The organism is Albidovulum denitrificans, from assembly GCF_002973535.1.
GTDB classification, from domain to species: Bacteria; Pseudomonadota; Alphaproteobacteria; order Rhodobacterales; family Rhodobacteraceae; genus Albidovulum; species Albidovulum denitrificans.
The window spans coordinates 243,286-258,279 of record NZ_PVEP01000002.1 but is presented as its reverse complement, the minus strand read 5'-3'; the positions used below and the strand labels follow the sequence as shown (position 1 = coordinate 258,279).

Below are 14,994 nucleotides of genomic sequence, written 5' to 3'. Positions count from 1 at the left end.
CGCCCCCTTACTCGGCCGCCATGGGCGTTTCGCCCCGCGCCTTTGCCATCGCCGACAGCTCCGCCATCAGGGATGAGGCGCGCGTGATCGCGTTGGTCAGGTAGAAGTCCTTCACGGCGCCGATGAAATCGGCCTTGCCCGGCGCCCGGACCGGCAGCGGCTGCCAGTCGTTTTCCGGCACCTCGTCGATGCCCGCCAGATGCGGATGGGCCGCGATCAGCGCATGGCGCAGCTGACCGAGCGAATCCCAGGGCAGTTGCGCGCCCATCTCCGCCGACAGAGCGCGCAGGATCGCCCAGTTCTCTTTCGCCTCACCCGGCGCGAAACCGGCGCGCAGCGCCAGTTGCGGGCGGCCCTCGGTGTTGACGAAGAGACCGTTTTCTTCCGTATAGGCGGCGGCGGGCAGGATGATGTCGGCCCGGTGCGCGCCACGGTCGCCATGGCTGCCCTGATAGATGACCGTGGCGCCTGCCGCGATCTCCACCTCATCGGCGCCGAGGTTATAGATCACCTCTGCCCCCTCGATGGCCGCCGTCATGCCGCCTTCGGTCACGGCGCCCACATCCATCGCGCCGACGCGCGACGCGGCCGTGTGCAGCACCAGAAGCTTCGACTTCGTCGCCTCGGCCAGCTTCATCGCGTGGGCCAGAACCGCCTCGCCATCGGCCTCGCGGATCGCGCCCTGACCGACGATGACGATCGAGGGCGCATCCAGCACCGCGTCGAATGTGTGATCCAGCAGCCCGACCAGCGCCGCGCGGTCGGTGCCGACATGGGCATAGTCATAGGTCAGATCGACCGCCTGACCGACCAGACCCACCTTGGCGCCATTGGCCCAGGCCTTGCGGATCCGCGCGTTCAGGACCGGCGCCTCGACCCGCGGGTTGGTGCCGATCAGCTGGATGAACTTCGCGCTGTCGATATCCTCGATCCGGGCGGTGCCGACATAGGCGGAGCGGTTGCCCGCAGGCAGACGCGCGCCGTCGGTGCGGCATTCGACCGAACCGCCCTGCCCCTCGATCAACTGCTTGAGGCTGAAGGCGGCCTCCACCGGGGCCAGATCGCCGACCAGACCGGCCACCTTCTTGCCCTTCATCGCCGCCGCTGCCGCCGCCAGCGCCTCGGGCCAGCTTGCCTTGCGAAGCTTGCCGCCCTCACGGATGTAGGGCGTGTCCAGACGCTGACGCCTGAGCCCGTCCCAGACGAAGCGGGTCTTGTCGGAAATCCATTCCTCATTCACGCCGTCATGGTTGCGCGGCAGGATGCGCATCACTTCGCGGCCCTTGGTGTCGACGCGGATGTTCGAGCCCAGCGCATCCATCACGTCGATGGTTTCGGTCTTCGTCAATTCCCACGGCCGCGCGGTGAAGGCATAGGGTTTCGAGGTCAAAGCGCCGACCGGGCAAAGGTCGATGATATTGCCCTGAAGGTTCGAATCGAGCGTGGTGTTGAGGTAGGAGGTGATCTCCGCATCCTCGCCCCGGCCGGTCTGGCCCATCTGGGTGATGCCCGCGACCTCGGTCGTGAAGCGCACGCAGCGGGTGCAGGAGATGCAGCGCGTCATGCAGGTTTCGACCAGGGGCCCGAGGTCCAGATCCTCGTTCGCGCGCTTGGGTTCACGGTAGCGGCTGAAATCGACGCCATAGGCGACGGCCTGATCCTGAAGATCGCATTCGCCGCCCTGATCGCAGATCGGGCAGTCAAGCGGGTGGTTGATGAGGAGGAACTCCATCACCCCTTCCCGCGCCTTCTTCACCATGGGGGAGTTGGTCTTGATGACCGACGGCTCCCCATTCGGGCCGGGCCGCAGGTCCTTGACCTGCATCGCGCAGGACGCGGCGGGCTTGGGCGGGCCGCCCACGACCTCGACAAGGCACATCCGGCAGTTGCCCGCGATCGACAGCCGTTCGTGATAGCAGAAACGCGGGATCTCGATCCCCGCCTGCTCACAGGCCTGGATCAGCGTCAGGTTCGGATCGACCTCGACCTCGGTGTCGTCGATGATGATCTTTCTCAGATCCGCCATGTGTCCCGTCCTTTTACGTCACGCGACGAGGGTTTTACCCCGCGCGCCAGTTACTTCGCGTAGATGAGCGAGCCGATGATCGAACCCGCGCTGATTTCCTTGAAGCCGAGCGCGCAGAAGCCCTCGACATTGCCGTTCACGGCCCCGCGCGAGGCAAGATATTCCTCGGCCCGGTCGTAGATGATCCGCTTTTCCGCCTTGTCCTTCAGGAAGGCGTCGATCTGATCGCCCGAATAGCCCTGCTTTTCGGCCCAGCTTTTCAGCGCATAGGCCTGGCTGAACGCATAGACGAGGCGGGCGCCAATGTCGGGGCAGGTCTTGCGAATGCGGTCCGCGACCCGCGCCGCGACAAGGCGGTCGGTGACATAGGTGTTGTCGCGCAAGGGCTGCAACGCCGAGGCGCCGGCCCCCGTCCCCACGACCAGCGCAAGGGCCAGCGGCAGGGCGAAATGCTTGATAGGCTTCATCTTCCTCGATCCTTCCGGGGCGGAATGCCCCCGGTCAGGATGTGGGATCGCCCCCGCGCGATATGCAATAACGGCGGTCATGCGGGGGTGCTTCCTGCCATGTACGGCGCGTCCGAGGGGGCGGTAAAGCGCCCGGCGTTCGGTGGGGTGAGGTTGTGGCTATTGCCGAACATTCTCACCCCCAACTTGAGGCCAGGCTTTGAATGCCAGAGCGAGCAACAGCGCGAGGTAGACCAAGACAACTAACATCAGTGCTCCGCCAACGAATTCCGGCACAATGCCGAACATAGCAGCCGCATACGAGAGCAGTACGAGCGCCAATGGCGAAAACGAGAGCAGCTTCCATATAAACGAATGACCAGTCCGGCCGTAAATCCGGGCAATTGCGCCGCAAAGGGCCGCATATACCGCGAGAGATAGCAGGATAGCCATCAACGTCTCACCTACTCCGCCGCCACCGCGCTCACCCGGCCCGTCTTGCGCGCCTTGATACGGTCCTCGATCTCATCGCGGAACTGACGGATCAGGCCCTGGATCGGCCAGGCGGCCGCGTCGCCGAGGGCGCAGATCGTGTGGCCCTCGACCTGTTTGGTGACCGACAGAAGCATGTCGATCTCCTCGATCTCGGCCTCGCCGCGCACCAGGCGGTCCATGACGCGCATCATCCAGCCGGTGCCTTCGCGGCACGGCGTACACTGGCCGCAGCTTTCGTGCTTGTAGAACTTCGACAGCCGCCAGATCGCCTTGATGATGTCGGTCGACTGGTCCATCACGATGACCGCCGCGGTGCCGAGACCGGATTTCAGCTCGCGCAGCGCGTCGAAATCCATCAGCACGTCTTCGCATTCCTCGGCGCGCAGAAGCTGCACCGAGGACCCGCCGGGGATCACCGCCTTGAGGTTCTTCCACCCGCCGCGCACGCCGCCGCAATGACGTTCCAGCAGTTCCTTCAGCGGGATCGACATCGCCTCTTCGACGACGCAGGGGTTGTTGACGTGGCCGGAGATGCCGAAAAGCTTCGTCCCGGTGTTGTTGGGCCGCCCGAAGCTGGCGAACCAGTCGGCCCCGCGGCGCAGGATCGTCGGCACGACGGCGATGCTTTCCACGTTGTTGACCGTGGTCGGGCAGCCGTAAAGCCCCGCACCGGCCGGGAAAGGCGGCTTCATGCGCGGCATGCCCTTCTTGCCCTCAAGGCTTTCCAGCAGCGCGGTTTCCTCGCCGCAGATATAGGCGCCCGCACCGTGATGCAGGTAAAGGTCGAAATCATAGCCCGACTTGCAGGCGTTCTTGCCGATCAGGCCCGCATCGTAGGCCTCATCAATCGCGGCCTGAAGCGCCTCACGCTCCCGGATATATTCGCCGCGGATGTAGATGTAGCAGGCATTCGCCCCCATCGCGAAGGACGCGATCAGCGCGCCTTCGACCAGCGTATGGGGATCGTGGCGCATAATCTCCCGGTCCTTGCAGGTGCCGGGTTCGGATTCGTCGGCGTTGATGACGAGGTAGGAGGGGCGCCCGTCCGACTGCTTGGGCATGAACGACCATTTCAGGCCGGTCGGAAAGCCCGCGCCGCCGCGCCCGCGCAGGCCCGACGCCTTCACGGTCTCGATGATCTTGTCGCGCCCCTGCGCCAGGATGTCCTTGGTGCCGTTCCAATGCCCGCGCTTCTTCGCGCCGGCGAGGGAGCGGTCATGCATCCCGTAGAGGTTGGTGAAGATCCGGTCCTGATCCTTCAGCATGCGTAGTTCCTCAATTCCCCTTGGGCCGCTGTTGCCGCCGCCAGATCCGCCAGGTTACGACCAGCGCCCAGAAGAACGCGGCCAGTGCGGCCAGGTCGAACAGGGCCATGATACGGTTGCCCGGTTCGATCAGCCATTGCGCCCCGAGCCAGAGAACCGCTGTCACGGCGATCACCACCGCCACCAGCCGCGCTTCCCGAACAAGCGCTTGGTCCTTGCCTCCGGGCTTCGTCATCGTCCCCCTCAGTACACGTCGCCCTTGGAGACGCGCGCAGAGAATTCGGTGCTGCCGCCCCGTGCCAGCACCCTGGCCTGCTTCACCCACTCATCGCGGGTGATCCGGCCCTTGAAACCTTCCATCTTGTCGTCGACGAAGGCGATGTCCTTCGCCTTCCAGCTTGCGATCTGGTCGAAATGCCAGACCCCCACGCTGTTGAGAAGCCCTTCGAGCTTTGGCCCGACGCCCTTGATCTCTTTCAGATCGTCCGCCTTACCGCCGCGCGGAGCGGAGAGAAGTTCCGGCCCCGCCTTGCTGACCGGCTCTTTCGACTTGGCGAGCGCGGCGTTCAGGGCAAGGCCCGGCCGGTCGTTCGGAACCGTCGTGGCGGCCGCCTTCGGCGCGGATTTCTTCACGGCGGGCTTTTTCGCGGGCGCAGGTTTGGCCTTGGCCGCAGCCGGTTTCGCGGCGGGGGCGGGTTTGGCCGGTGCGGTTTTTTTCGGTGCGGGCTTTTCGGCGGCGGGTTTTTCCGGCGCCGGGGCGGGTTCGGGCGCAGGCTCTGGCGTCTTGGCCATCACCGGCGCGGCCGTGGCCGTGGCGGTTGCCGCCCCCTGCCCCGCCTGTGCGGCGGCGGGCTTTGGCGCCTCGGCGGCCGGTGCGGGTGCGGGCGCAGGTTCCGGCCGCGCCGGGGCGGCGGGTTCCGCCACGCCTTGCGTGCTGCCCGAACAGAAGGCCCAGACGAGGAAGAACCCCAGAAGAACGCAGACCAGGGCCCCGATGAAAAGCGACTTGATAGCTCCGTGATGCCCCACAAGGGCCAGCATCGCGGCGACCAGAAGCCCCACGATCAGCGCGGCCAGCCAGGAATTGCGGCGGCAGGTCGGATCAGCCATGTCGTTCATCCTCAAAACCCCTCGTCAATCGTTCCGTCAGTATACGTCACCCTTCTTCACGCGGTTCGAGAACTCCGTCTGTCCCCCTCCGGCAAGGATCTTCGCCTGATCGACCCAGCCGTCACGGCTGGCCCGGCCCTTGAACCCTTCCAGATTGTCGTCGACCCAGGCAAGCTCTGCCCCGGTCCAGGCCGCGATCTGGTCGAAATGGTAAAAGCCGAGGGTGTTCAGCAGCGTCTCAAGCTTTGGCCCGACGCCCTTGATCTGCTTCAGATCGTCCGCCTTGCCGCCGCGCGCCGCCTTCAGCGCCTTGGGCCTGGCCGGGGCGGTATCCGCCTTCCCGGGCTTGGGCGTGGCGGGTTTCGCCGCCTCGGCCTTGGCGGGTTTCGGCGTCGCGGCAGGCTTGGCCTTCGCCGCCGGGGCCGCGGCTTTCGCCCCGCCCAGCCACGGCGTCAGAAGCGGCACCTCGGTCCCGTCGATGCGCTTGATCGAATCGCCGATCTCCACCGCCCGCGCGACGGATGCGTTATGGGCCGCGCGGCCCGCCTCATGGTCCTTCAGCGTGGTCAGGCCGGATTTCGCCTCGGAGGCATAGCGGCCGTTCTGCGGACCGGGGACCGGCACCTTGCCCGCCCCCATGTCGTCGATCAGCTTCGACAGGCTTTCGGCGGTCAGATCCTCGTAATAATCCTTGCCGATCTGGGCCATCGGCGCGTTGGTGCAGGCGCCGAGGCATTCGACCTCTTCCCAGGAAAACTTGCCATCGGCCGACAGCGTATGGGGATGGGCGGCGATCTTTTCGCGGCAGACCCGGATCAGGTCCTCGGCCCCGCAGATCAGGCAGGACGTGGTGCCGCAGATCTGGATATGGGCTACGGACCCAACGGGTTGCAGCTGGAACATGAAGTAGAAGGTGGCGACTTCCAGCGCCCGGATATAGGGCATCCCCAGCATGTCCGCGACATGTTCAATCGCCGCGCGGGTCAGCCAGCCTTCCTGTTCCTGCGCGCGCCACAGGATCGGGATGATCGCGCTGGCCTGACGGCCCTCGGGGTATTTCGTCATCTGCCCCTTCGCCCAGGCGAGGTTCGCGGGCGTGAATTCGAAGGAAGCGGGCTGGTCGTGATACAGGCGGCGGAGCATTACGCCTCTCCTCTAAAGTCGGCGGCGCAGGCCTTTTCGAGTGCATGGGTGGCGAAAACCGCCTGTTCGGCAATATTCCCAGGGTCGCACTTGGTCACGCTCAACTTCGTGCATTCGAGTGCCGCCCCCAGGAAGGTTTGAAGTGCAAACTCTGGCCGCGACAACACTGATTGTGCAGCAGGTCCAGCTACTAACTGGAAAAATCTGACTTCATCAGCAAATTGTGCTTCGGTCTCATCAAACCGATCGAGAGCCACATCACGGTCTAAAGATAATGCCACGGCCGTCAATCCGCTGATATATTTTGATGTCGCAAGACAAGCCCGAACTACATCACTATTTCCGAAGCTGGCATCCTCCGCAAAAGCTGTCGTCGAGAGGGCATTGACCAATACTAAACTTGACAGAATTCTCACCGATCCACCTCCCCAAAAACGATATCCATCGTACCGATGATGGCGGCGACGTCGGCCAGCATGTGGCCCTTGGCCATCCAGTCGATGGATTGCAGGTGCAGATAGCCCGGCGCGCGCAGCTTGGCGCGGTAGGGCTTGTTGGTGCCGTCGGCGACGATGTAGACGCCGAATTCGCCCTTCGGCGCCTCGACGGCGGCATAGACCTCGCCGGCGGGAACGTGGAAGCCTTCGGTGTAAAGCTTGAAGTGATGGATCAGCGCCTCCATCGAGCGCTTCATCTCGCCCCGCTTCGGCGGCGTGATCTTGCCGCGCGCGAGAATGTCGCCCTGCCCCTCGGGCGCGCGCAGCTTGGCGCAGGCCTGCTTGATGATCGAGGTCGATTGCCGCATCTCCTCCATACGGACGAGGTAGCGGTCGAAGCAGTCGCCGTTCTTGCCGACCGGGATCTGGAAATCGAACTCGTCATAGCATTCATAGGGCTGGGCGCGGCGCAGGTCCCAAGCCATGCCCGACCCGCGCACCATGACGCCGGAATAGCCCCAGGTCAGCGCGTCCTGCTCGGTCACGATGCCGATATTGACGTTGCGCTGCTTGAAGATGCGGTTTTCCGTCAGCAGCCCGTCAAGATCGTCCAGAACCCTCGGGAATTCGTCGGCCCAGTGGTCGATATCGTCGATCAGTTCCGGCGGCAGGTCCTGATGCACGCCGCCGGGGCGGAAATAGGCCGAGTGCAGGCGCGCGCCGCAGGCCCGTTCGTAAAAGACCATCAGCTTTTCGCGCTCTTCAAACCCCCAGAGCGGTGGGGTCAGGGCGCCGACGTCCATCGCCTGCGTGGTCACGTTCAGAAGGTGGTTCAGGACGCGGCCGATTTCCGAATACAGCACCCGGATCAGGCTGGCGCGGCGCGGCACCTCGGTCCCGGTCAGCTTTTCGATCGCCAGACACCAGGCATGTTCCTGGTTCATCGGCGCGACGTAATCCAGCCGGTCCAGATAGGGCAGGTTCTGAAGGTAGGTGCGGCTTTCCATCAGCTTTTCGGTGCCGCGATGCAGCAGCCCGATATGCGGGTCACAGCGTTCGACGATCTCGCCGTCCAGTTCCAGCACCAGACGAAGAACCCCGTGCGCCGCAGGGTGTTGCGGGCCGAAGTTGATGTTGAAGTTGCGGATCTTCTGTTCGCCCGTCAGAGCGTCGTCGAAGTGACCATCCATCATCTCATATCCCCGCAAGGCTTGCCTGCCAGGCCGGCGGCAGCGCCCCCATATTGGCGGCTACATAGTCGTATTGCGGCCTGAGCCAGGCCACGGCGCGTTGTCTCTGGCTGTCCGACATCGATATGTCGACCCCGGAATGCATCTTGCGCTCGAACACCCCGGCGCGCGGCGCGATGCCGAGAAAGGCGCAAAGCCGGTCAAGCATCGGTTGCGTCATCAGGTCTTCGCTGGTGCAAAGGAACAGCCGTTCCGCCGGGACCGCGGCCTTCAGCCGCTCAACCGTCGCGGAATAGTCGCCCCGTTCGCTGATATGCGTCTCGCCGCCGATCAGCACCTTGTCGAGGATACGCCCCGCCTGACGGCGCAGATCGCCCCGCGCGCGGCGGCGCGCCACCATGCGCACATGGCTCCAGAGCCGTTCGACCGGGTCGCGCATGACATAGACGAAGCGCACGTCGTCCGACAGCCCGGCCATCTCGCGCAGCGTCTCTTCGGACAGAAGCGCATAGCCGGGCGTGATGTCGCCCACCACCCGCTCTTCCTCGCGCTCTTCCATCAGGAAGGCGAGGTAGCCCTCGGTCTCGCCCTTCTCAAGCACATGGGCGTAAAGCCGCAGGTCGGCCAGCCGCACGATATCCTCGACCGGGGCGGCATCGTCCCGCGCGGCGATCCGGCGTTCCAGCGAGACGGCCTTGCGGGCCAGGTCGCGCAGGTACCAGTCGCGGTTGCCAAGGTCGCGCGCGTCGAAGAAGTGCAATTCCTTGATGGTGCGCAGGCGGCAGTCCGGGTGCTTCGCGAGGTAACGGTAAAGCCACGAAGTCCCCGACTTCGCCGCCCCCACCCCGAACATCAGCACCGGTTGCGCCATTACTGCTTCGCCCCCTGCTTCTCATCGCCGGGAAGGATGTATTTCGCGCCTTCCCAGGGCGACAGGAAGTCGAACTGGCGGTATTCCTGCGTCAGTTGCACCGGCTCATAGACGACGCGCTTCAGCGCCTCGTCATAGCGCACCTCGGTATAGCCCGTGGTCGGGAAATCCTTGCGCAAGGGATGGCCGCGGAAGCCGTAATCGGTCAGGATGCGGCGCAGGTCCGGATGGCCGGAGAAGATGATCCCGAACATGTCGTAGACCTCCCGCTCGAACCAGTTGGCCGAGGGGTGGACCTCGATGATCGAAGGCACGAAATCCTCTTCCCGCACAGCGACCTTCACCCGGATGCGGGCGTTCTGGTACATCGACAGGAAGTGATAGACGACATCAAAGCGCGCCGGGCGCTGCGGGTGATCGACACCCGTGATGTCGACCAGCGTCGAGAAGCGGCAATTGTTGTCGACGCGCAGGAATTCGACAAAATCGACAAGACCGGCCAGCGTCACGGTGACGTTCAGCTCACCAAAGGCGATCTCGGTCGCGACCACGTCATTCGGGCGCTTCAGCTCGATATGGGCGGCAAGCTCATTCAGGGCTTCGGACATCTCTTCCCTCCTCAGCGGACCAGCGTGCCGGTGCGGCGGATCTTCCGCTGCAACTGGAGGATGCCGTAAAGCAGCGCCTCCGCCGTCGGCGGGCAGCCCGGAACGTAGATGTCGACCGGAACGATGCGGTCGCAGCCGCGCACCACCGAATAGCTGTAGTGGTAATAGCCCCCGCCATTGGCGCAGGACCCCATGGAAATCACATAGCGCGGCTCGGGCATCTGGTCATAGACCTTACGCAGCGCGGGGGCCATCTTGTTGGTCAGGGTGCCTGCGACGATCATCAGGTCCGACTGGCGCGGGCTGGCGCGCGGCGCGGTGCCGAAGCGTTCAAGATCATAGCGCGGCATCGAGGCCTGCATCATCTCGACCGCGCAGCAGGCAAGACCGAAGGTCATCCAGTGGAGAGAGCCGTTGCGCGCCCAGTTGATGATGTCCTCGGTCGTGGTCAGCAGGAACCCCTTGTCCTGCAACTCCGCGTTCAGCGCCCGTGTCGCGACCTCCCGGTCGGGGCCTGCGGTATTGGCAGAGGTCATCACGCCCATTCCATCGCCCCCTTCTTCCATTCATAGGCAAAGCCGATCGTCAGGACGGCGAGGAACACCATCATCGACCAGAAGCCCACCATGCTCACGTCCTTGAACGCCACCGCCCAGGGGAAGAGGAAGGCCACTTCGAGGTCGAAGATGATGAAGAGGATCGAGACGAGGTAGAAGCGCACGTCGAACTTCATCCGCGCATCGTCGAAAGCGTTGAAGCCGCATTCATAGGCCGACACCTTTTCGGGGTCGGGATTGCGCACCGCGATGATCGCCGCGGCCAGGATCAGGACCAGCCCGAGGGCGACGGCAATCGCCAGAAAGATCAGGATGGGAAGGTATTCGCGCAAGAGAATGTCCAAGGATCGGCTCCTTCGTGTCACGCCGAACCGGCCGGCGCACTCATGTGGCTTCCGTTCGTTTACTCCGCGCCCCCGGCATGGTCAACCGAAGGCGGCACGGAAAGCGCCGTGCTGCGGCGCGGAAACGACAGGGCGAAGGGGGCGGAAAACCCTACGGATTTCGTCGGTAACGGCCGATGCCATGGCGCAGCATTCGCGCGGCCCGCGGGATCAGGCGGACCAGCCGGGTTTGCGGCGTTCGAAAAAGGCCGCGATCCCTTCGCCGGCCTCGGCGCTTTCCCAGCGGCGCACAAGCGCCTCGATGCTTCCGGCGATGGCGGCGTCGTCGATGGGGGGGCCGAATCTGCGCGTCAGGGCCTTGGCCTCGGCCACCGCGCCGGGGGCGCAGGACAGATAGGGCGTGACCTCTGCCTCGACCGCCGCGTCAAGTGCCTGCGGGTCCACGGCACGGGCCAGAAGGCCCAGTGTCACCGCCTCATCCGCGCCGAAAAGCCGGGCCGACATGAAGACGCGCCGCGCCATCGCCTCGCCCATCCGGGCAAGGACATAAGGGCCGATGGTGGCCGGGATCAGTCCCAGCTTCGTTTCCGTCAGGCCAAAGCGCGCCGTGGCGGCGCCGATGGCCACGTCGCAGACCGACATCATGCCGATACCGCCGCCAAAGGCGTTGCCCTGCACCCGCCCGATCAGGGGCTTTGGCATCAGGTTCAGCGCGTTCAGCATCAGCGCGAGTTTCTTCGCCTCGCGCGCCCGCGTCGGCCCGTCCGCCGCCATCTGTTCCTTCATCCAGCCAAGATCGCCGCCCGCGCAAAAGCTTTCCCCCGCGCCGGTCAGGACGACGACGCGCACCGCCGGATCGCGGCCAAGCCGCCCGGCGGCCTCGGTCAGTTCCCCGATCATGGCCGAGGACAGCGCGTTGTGCTTTTCCGGCCGGTTCAGGGTCAGCACTGCCACCCCGCGCCCGTCACAGTCCGTGCGGATCGTTTCGTACATCGTCATCCCCTCATCGCGCGTGCCAGTGCCGCCGCCTCTGCCAGAAGCGCGGCATCCAGCCCGGTGTCATAGCCCAGTTCCGCCAGCCGCCCTGCCACCGCCTCGGTCGCGACATTGCCTTTCGCGCCGGGCGCATAGGGGCAACCGCCCAGCCCGCCCACGGCGGCGTCGAAGACGCGAAGACCACGCGCGAGCGAGGCCTCGATATTCGCAAGCGCCCGCCCGGCGGTGTCGTGATAGTGACCGGCGAGCCTTTCGGCGGGCATCTCCCCCAGCACCGCCGTCAGCATCTTATCCACCGTTTCCGGCCGCCCCTGCCCGATCGTGTCGCCAAGGCTGACCTCATGGCAGCCCATATCGCGCAGCGCCGCCGTGACGCGGGCGACGGCACCGGGTGCCACCGGGCCGTCATAGGGGCAATCGGTCACGACCGAGACATAGCCCCGGACCGGGATGCCATCGGCCTGCGCCGCCTCCGCCACCGGGCGGAAACGGTCGAGGCTTTCGGCGATGGTCGCGTTGAGGTTGGCCTTGGAAAACCCCTCCGAGGCCGAGGCGAAGATCGCCACCTCATCGGCTTTCGCGGCGCGCGCGCCTTCATAGCCCTTCATGTTGGGCGTCAGCGCGGCGTAGCGCACCCCCGGCGCGCGGGCGATGCCGGCCAGCACCTCGGCGCTGTCGGCCATCTGCGGCACCCATTTGGGGGAGACGAAGCTTGCCACCTCGATCCCGCGAAAGCCTGCGCGGCTGAGCAGGTCGACCAGCGCGATCTTTTCCGCCGTCGGGATGATGCGCTTTTCGTTCTGAAGCCCGTCACGCGGACCCATTTCAACGATTTCGACGAATTCAGCCATCCCATGCCTCGTAGAAGTCGCGTTTATAAAGCAGGTCGGCCGATTTCGGCGGCAGCGCGTTGCGGAACCCCTTGCGCGCCGTCACACGGGCATACCACGCGGCCAGCGCCGGGAAATCTTCGGTCCGGGCAAAGTGGCGCGCCATGTAAAGCGCCTGCCCGATGCCGATATCGGCCGCCGAAAAGCCGCCGTCGAGGAGATGATCGCGCCCGACCAGCCGCCGTTCCAGCGCACCGTAGCATTTTTCCAGCCGCTTCGCCTCGATCCGCATGACGGTGGGGCTGCGCATCGTATCGTCGTAAAGCGCGATATGCTGCTGGGTCAGCGCCGCGGTGTGCTGGCTGATGGTTTCGGCAAAATGGACCCAGATCAGCCAGTCGGCGCGCTCCTCATCCCCCGGCGCGCGGCCAAGCCCGGCCTCGGGAAAACGCTCGCAGAGATATTCGGTGATCGCCCCGCTTTCCCAGATCACGCGCCCGTCGATTTCCAGCGCCGGAACCCGGCCCGCGGGGTTCAGCGCAAGGTAGTCGAGCGCGCGGAGCGACTTGTCGAACGGATGGACGACCAGATCGAAGCGAACCCCGAGTTCGTTCAGAAGCCAGAGCGAGCGCATGGAGCGCGTCTGGTGGCAGTGGTGCAGGCGGATCATGCTTCCTCCTCCTCCTCAAGCCGGACCAGCGCTGCGCCGGCCTCGACCTGCTGACCGGCGGTCACCAGCACCTCGGCCACCGTGCCGTCGCGGGCGGCGGTCAGCGTGTGTTCCATCTTCATCGCCTCAAGCACCGCCAGCCGGTCGCCTGCCGCGACGGCCTGACCGGCGCTGACGAAGACCGCCTTCACCAGCCCCGGCATCGGCGACAGCGTCAGCCCGCCGCCCGCCACGCCGCTATCGCGGTCCAAGGGATCGGTCAGCGCAAAATGATGCGCGCCGGGGCCGAAAACGCTGACATGGCCTTGGGTGAGGATGATCCGGTCGGTCATCGGGCGCCCGTCGATCCACCAGCGCCCGCCTTCAAAGCGGCAGTCCACCGTCTGCCCGTCGACGGTCACCCTTGCGGCGCCGGGGCCAAGCAATTCGACCACTGCCTCATGCCCCGCCAGCCCGACGTCGCGGGCCAGCGGCTGCCAGAGGTGAAAGCCCGCCAGCGCCGCGCCCCCCTGCCCCAGCCCGGCGGCCCCCAGCGCCGCGAGCGCGGTGACGGCGGCACTGGCGGGGCGCGGTTCGGTCAGCGCGTCGAGGTCGCGGGCGATCAGGCCGGTATCGACATCGCCCGCCGCAAACCCTTCATGCCGGGCGAGTGCGGCGAGGAAGTCGAGGTTCGTCACCGACCCCGCCACCTCGGTCGCGTCGAGCGCGGCGGCAAGCCGGGTCAGCGCGATGGCGCGGGTGGGGCCGTGGACAATGATCTTGGCGATCATCGGGTCGTACCATGGGCTGATCGTGTCGCCGGGGCGCACGCCGGTTTCGGCCCGTGCGCCGTCGGGGAATTTCAGATGCGACAGCGTGCCGGTCGCGGGCAGGAAGCCTGCCGGAACATCCTCCGCATAAAGCCGGGCCTCGAAGGCGTGGCCGGTCAGGGGAATGTCCTCCTGCCGGGCGGGCAGGCTTTCACCGGAGGCGACGCGAAGCTGCCATTCGACCAGATCGACGCCGGTGACGGCCTCGGTCACCGGGTGTTCCACCTGAAGCCGGGTGTTCATTTCCATGAACCAGAAGCGGTCGGCGCGCAGCCCGTCGGAGGCATCGACGATGAACTCGATCGTCCCCGCGCCGCTATAGCCGATGGCCTCGGCGGCGCGGACGGCGGCCTGCCCCATCGCGGCGCGCATCTTTTCGGTCATGCCGGGCGCGGGGGCCTCCTCGATCACCTTCTGGTGGCGGCGCTGGAGCGAGCAGTCGCGTTCGTAGAGATGGACGGCGCTGGTGCCGTCGCCAAAGACCTGCACTTCGATATGGCGCGGCTTTTGCACGAATTTCTCGATCAGCACGGCGGGGTTGCCGAAGGCCGTCTGTGCCTCGGACCGCGCGCTCTCGAGGCGCTCGGCAAAGTCCTGCGGCCGCTCCACCAGCCGCATCCCCTTGCCGCCGCCGCCCGCCACCGCCTTGATAAGGACGGGGTAGCCGATGGTGTCTGCCGCGCCCGCAAGATGTTCAGGGTCCTGATTGGCGCCGTGATAGCCCGGCACGACCGGCACGCCGGCCTGCTCCATCAGCGCCTTGGCGGCGTCCTTGAGGCCCATGGCGCGGATCGCCTTGGCCGAAGGGCCGATGAAGACAAGGCCCGCCGCCTCCACCGCATCGACGAAATCGGGGTTTTCGGACAGGAAGCCATAGCCCGGATGGATCGCCTGCGCGCCGGTTGCCCTGGCGGCGGCAATGATGGCATCTCCGCGCAGGTAGCTGTCCTTGGGCGCGGGGCCGCCGATATGGACCGCCTCATCGGCCAGGGCGACATGGCGGGCATCGCGGTCGGCGTCGGAATAGACCGCGACGGTGCGCACGCCCAGCTTGCGGCAGGTGTCGATCACGCGGGCCGCGATCTCGCCCCGGTTGGCGATCAGGATCTTGTGGAACATGGGACTGTCCTTTCGGCGAGGCCGGGGGTTTCACACCCCGTCGCCATTGGTGCTTGAACCAATGGCGCACTCAATGGC

Annotated in this window: 16 protein-coding genes; all 16 read right to left on the bottom strand. The window is 65.7% G+C overall.

Annotation, left to right across the window (positions count from 1 at the left end; translation table 11 throughout):
- Nucleotides 1-7: 7 nt before the first annotated feature.
- A complete protein-coding gene (gene nuoG / locus LX70_RS06990) occupies nt 8-2,026 on the bottom strand; it encodes an NADH-quinone oxidoreductase subunit NuoG (protein WP_105513838.1) in 2,019 nt (672 codons plus the stop codon).
- Between the two features lie 50 nt (nt 2,027-2,076).
- Nucleotides 2,077-2,493, bottom strand: a complete 417-nt coding sequence (locus LX70_RS06985; RefSeq protein WP_170076138.1) for a DUF5333 domain-containing protein — start codon at nt 2,491-2,493, stop codon at nt 2,077-2,079.
- 443 nt (nt 2,494-2,936) lie between these two features.
- Nucleotides 2,937-4,232, bottom strand: coding sequence for an NADH-quinone oxidoreductase subunit NuoF (gene nuoF, locus LX70_RS06980; protein WP_105513837.1), 1,296 nt, complete (start codon nt 4,230-4,232; stop codon nt 2,937-2,939).
- Nucleotides 4,233-4,242: 10 nt separating this feature from the next.
- A complete protein-coding gene (locus LX70_RS06975) occupies nt 4,243-4,467 on the bottom strand; it encodes a DUF5337 family protein (RefSeq protein WP_105513836.1) in 225 nt (74 codons plus the stop codon).
- 8 nt (nt 4,468-4,475) lie between these two features.
- Complete coding sequence (locus LX70_RS06970) at nt 4,476-5,342, bottom strand: NADH-quinone oxidoreductase subunit E (protein WP_105514161.1); 867 nt, start codon at nt 5,340-5,342, stop codon at nt 4,476-4,478.
- 36 nt (nt 5,343-5,378) lie between these two features.
- Nucleotides 5,379-6,485, bottom strand: a complete 1,107-nt coding sequence (gene nuoE / locus LX70_RS06965) for an NADH-quinone oxidoreductase subunit NuoE (RefSeq protein ID WP_105513835.1) — start codon at nt 6,483-6,485, stop codon at nt 5,379-5,381.
- Entirely contained in the window at nt 6,485-6,901 is a 417-nt protein-coding gene (locus tag LX70_RS20385) for a hypothetical protein (protein ID WP_146111560.1), read from the bottom strand. The genes nuoE and LX70_RS20385 overlap by 1 nt, the downstream gene beginning before the upstream one ends.
- Entirely contained in the window at nt 6,898-8,112 is a 1,215-nt protein-coding gene (locus tag LX70_RS06960) for an NADH-quinone oxidoreductase subunit D (protein WP_105514160.1), read from the bottom strand. Before LX70_RS06960 ends, LX70_RS20385 begins: the two co-directional genes overlap by 4 nt.
- A 4-nt stretch (nt 8,113-8,116) precedes the next feature.
- Nucleotides 8,117-8,983, bottom strand: a complete 867-nt coding sequence (locus tag LX70_RS06955) for a sulfotransferase (RefSeq protein ID WP_105513834.1) — start codon at nt 8,981-8,983, stop codon at nt 8,117-8,119.
- Entirely contained in the window at nt 8,983-9,591 is a 609-nt protein-coding gene (locus LX70_RS06950) for an NADH-quinone oxidoreductase subunit C (protein ID WP_105513833.1), read from the bottom strand. Before LX70_RS06950 ends, LX70_RS06955 begins: the two co-directional genes overlap by 1 nt.
- An 11-nt stretch (nt 9,592-9,602) precedes the next feature.
- Nucleotides 9,603-10,136: a NuoB/complex I 20 kDa subunit family protein gene (locus LX70_RS06945; RefSeq protein WP_281260434.1), complete on the bottom strand. Its 534-nt coding sequence runs from the start codon at nt 10,134-10,136 to the stop codon at nt 9,603-9,605.
- Nucleotides 10,127-10,492 (bottom strand): NADH-quinone oxidoreductase subunit A, encoded by a 366-nt coding sequence (locus tag LX70_RS06940; protein WP_105513832.1) that lies wholly within the window; start codon nt 10,490-10,492, stop codon nt 10,127-10,129. The genes LX70_RS06945 and LX70_RS06940 overlap by 10 nt, the downstream gene beginning before the upstream one ends.
- 210 nt (nt 10,493-10,702) lie before the next feature.
- Entirely contained in the window at nt 10,703-11,485 is a 783-nt protein-coding gene (locus LX70_RS06935; protein ID WP_105513831.1) for a crotonase/enoyl-CoA hydratase family protein, read from the bottom strand.
- A gap of 2 nt (nt 11,486-11,487) precedes the next feature.
- Nucleotides 11,488-12,339 carry a hydroxymethylglutaryl-CoA lyase gene (locus LX70_RS06930; RefSeq protein ID WP_105513830.1) on the bottom strand — a complete coding sequence of 284 codons (852 nt, stop codon included), beginning with the start codon at nt 12,337-12,339 and terminating at the stop codon, nt 11,488-11,490.
- On the bottom strand, nt 12,332-12,988 hold the full coding sequence (locus tag LX70_RS06925; RefSeq protein WP_105513829.1) for a glutathione S-transferase family protein: 657 nt from the start codon (nt 12,986-12,988) through the stop codon (nt 12,332-12,334). The genes LX70_RS06930 and LX70_RS06925 overlap by 8 nt, the downstream gene beginning before the upstream one ends.
- Entirely contained in the window at nt 12,985-14,916 is a 1,932-nt protein-coding gene (locus LX70_RS06920) for an acetyl-CoA carboxylase biotin carboxylase subunit (RefSeq protein ID WP_105513828.1), read from the bottom strand. The genes LX70_RS06925 and LX70_RS06920 overlap by 4 nt, the downstream gene beginning before the upstream one ends.
- Nucleotides 14,917-14,994: the final 78 nt, after the last annotated feature.

Coding starts and splice junctions, on each gene's coding strand:
- LX70_RS06945 (WP_281260434.1), bottom strand. CDS start 10,136: ATGGGCGTGATGACCTCTGCCAATACCGCAGGCCCCGACCGGGAGGTC.
- LX70_RS06975 (WP_105513836.1), bottom strand. CDS start 4,467: ATGACGAAGCCCGGAGGCAAGGACCAAGCGCTTGTTCGGGAAGCGCGG.
- nuoG (WP_105513838.1), bottom strand. CDS start 2,026: ATGGCGGATCTGAGAAAGATCATCATCGACGACACCGAGGTCGAGGTC.
- LX70_RS06925 (WP_105513829.1), bottom strand. CDS start 12,988: ATGATCCGCCTGCACCACTGCCACCAGACGCGCTCCATGCGCTCGCTC.
- nuoF (WP_105513837.1), bottom strand. CDS start 4,232: ATGCTGAAGGATCAGGACCGGATCTTCACCAACCTCTACGGGATGCAT.
- LX70_RS06950 (WP_105513833.1), bottom strand. CDS start 9,591: ATGTCCGAAGCCCTGAATGAGCTTGCCGCCCATATCGAGCTGAAGCGC.
- LX70_RS06955 (WP_105513834.1), bottom strand. CDS start 8,983: ATGGCGCAACCGGTGCTGATGTTCGGGGTGGGGGCGGCGAAGTCGGGG.
- LX70_RS06970 (WP_105514161.1), bottom strand. CDS start 5,342: ATGGCTGATCCGACCTGCCGCCGCAATTCCTGGCTGGCCGCGCTGATC.
- LX70_RS06930 (WP_105513830.1), bottom strand. CDS start 12,339: ATGGCTGAATTCGTCGAAATCGTTGAAATGGGTCCGCGTGACGGGCTT.
- LX70_RS06960 (WP_105514160.1), bottom strand. CDS start 8,112: ATGGATGGTCACTTCGACGACGCTCTGACGGGCGAACAGAAGATCCGC.
- nuoE (WP_105513835.1), bottom strand. CDS start 6,485: ATGCTCCGCCGCCTGTATCACGACCAGCCCGCTTCCTTCGAATTCACG.
- LX70_RS06920 (WP_105513828.1), bottom strand. CDS start 14,916: ATGTTCCACAAGATCCTGATCGCCAACCGGGGCGAGATCGCGGCCCGC.
- LX70_RS06985 (WP_170076138.1), bottom strand. CDS start 2,493: ATGAAGCCTATCAAGCATTTCGCCCTGCCGCTGGCCCTTGCGCTGGTC.
- LX70_RS06935 (WP_105513831.1), bottom strand. CDS start 11,485: ATGTACGAAACGATCCGCACGGACTGTGACGGGCGCGGGGTGGCAGTG.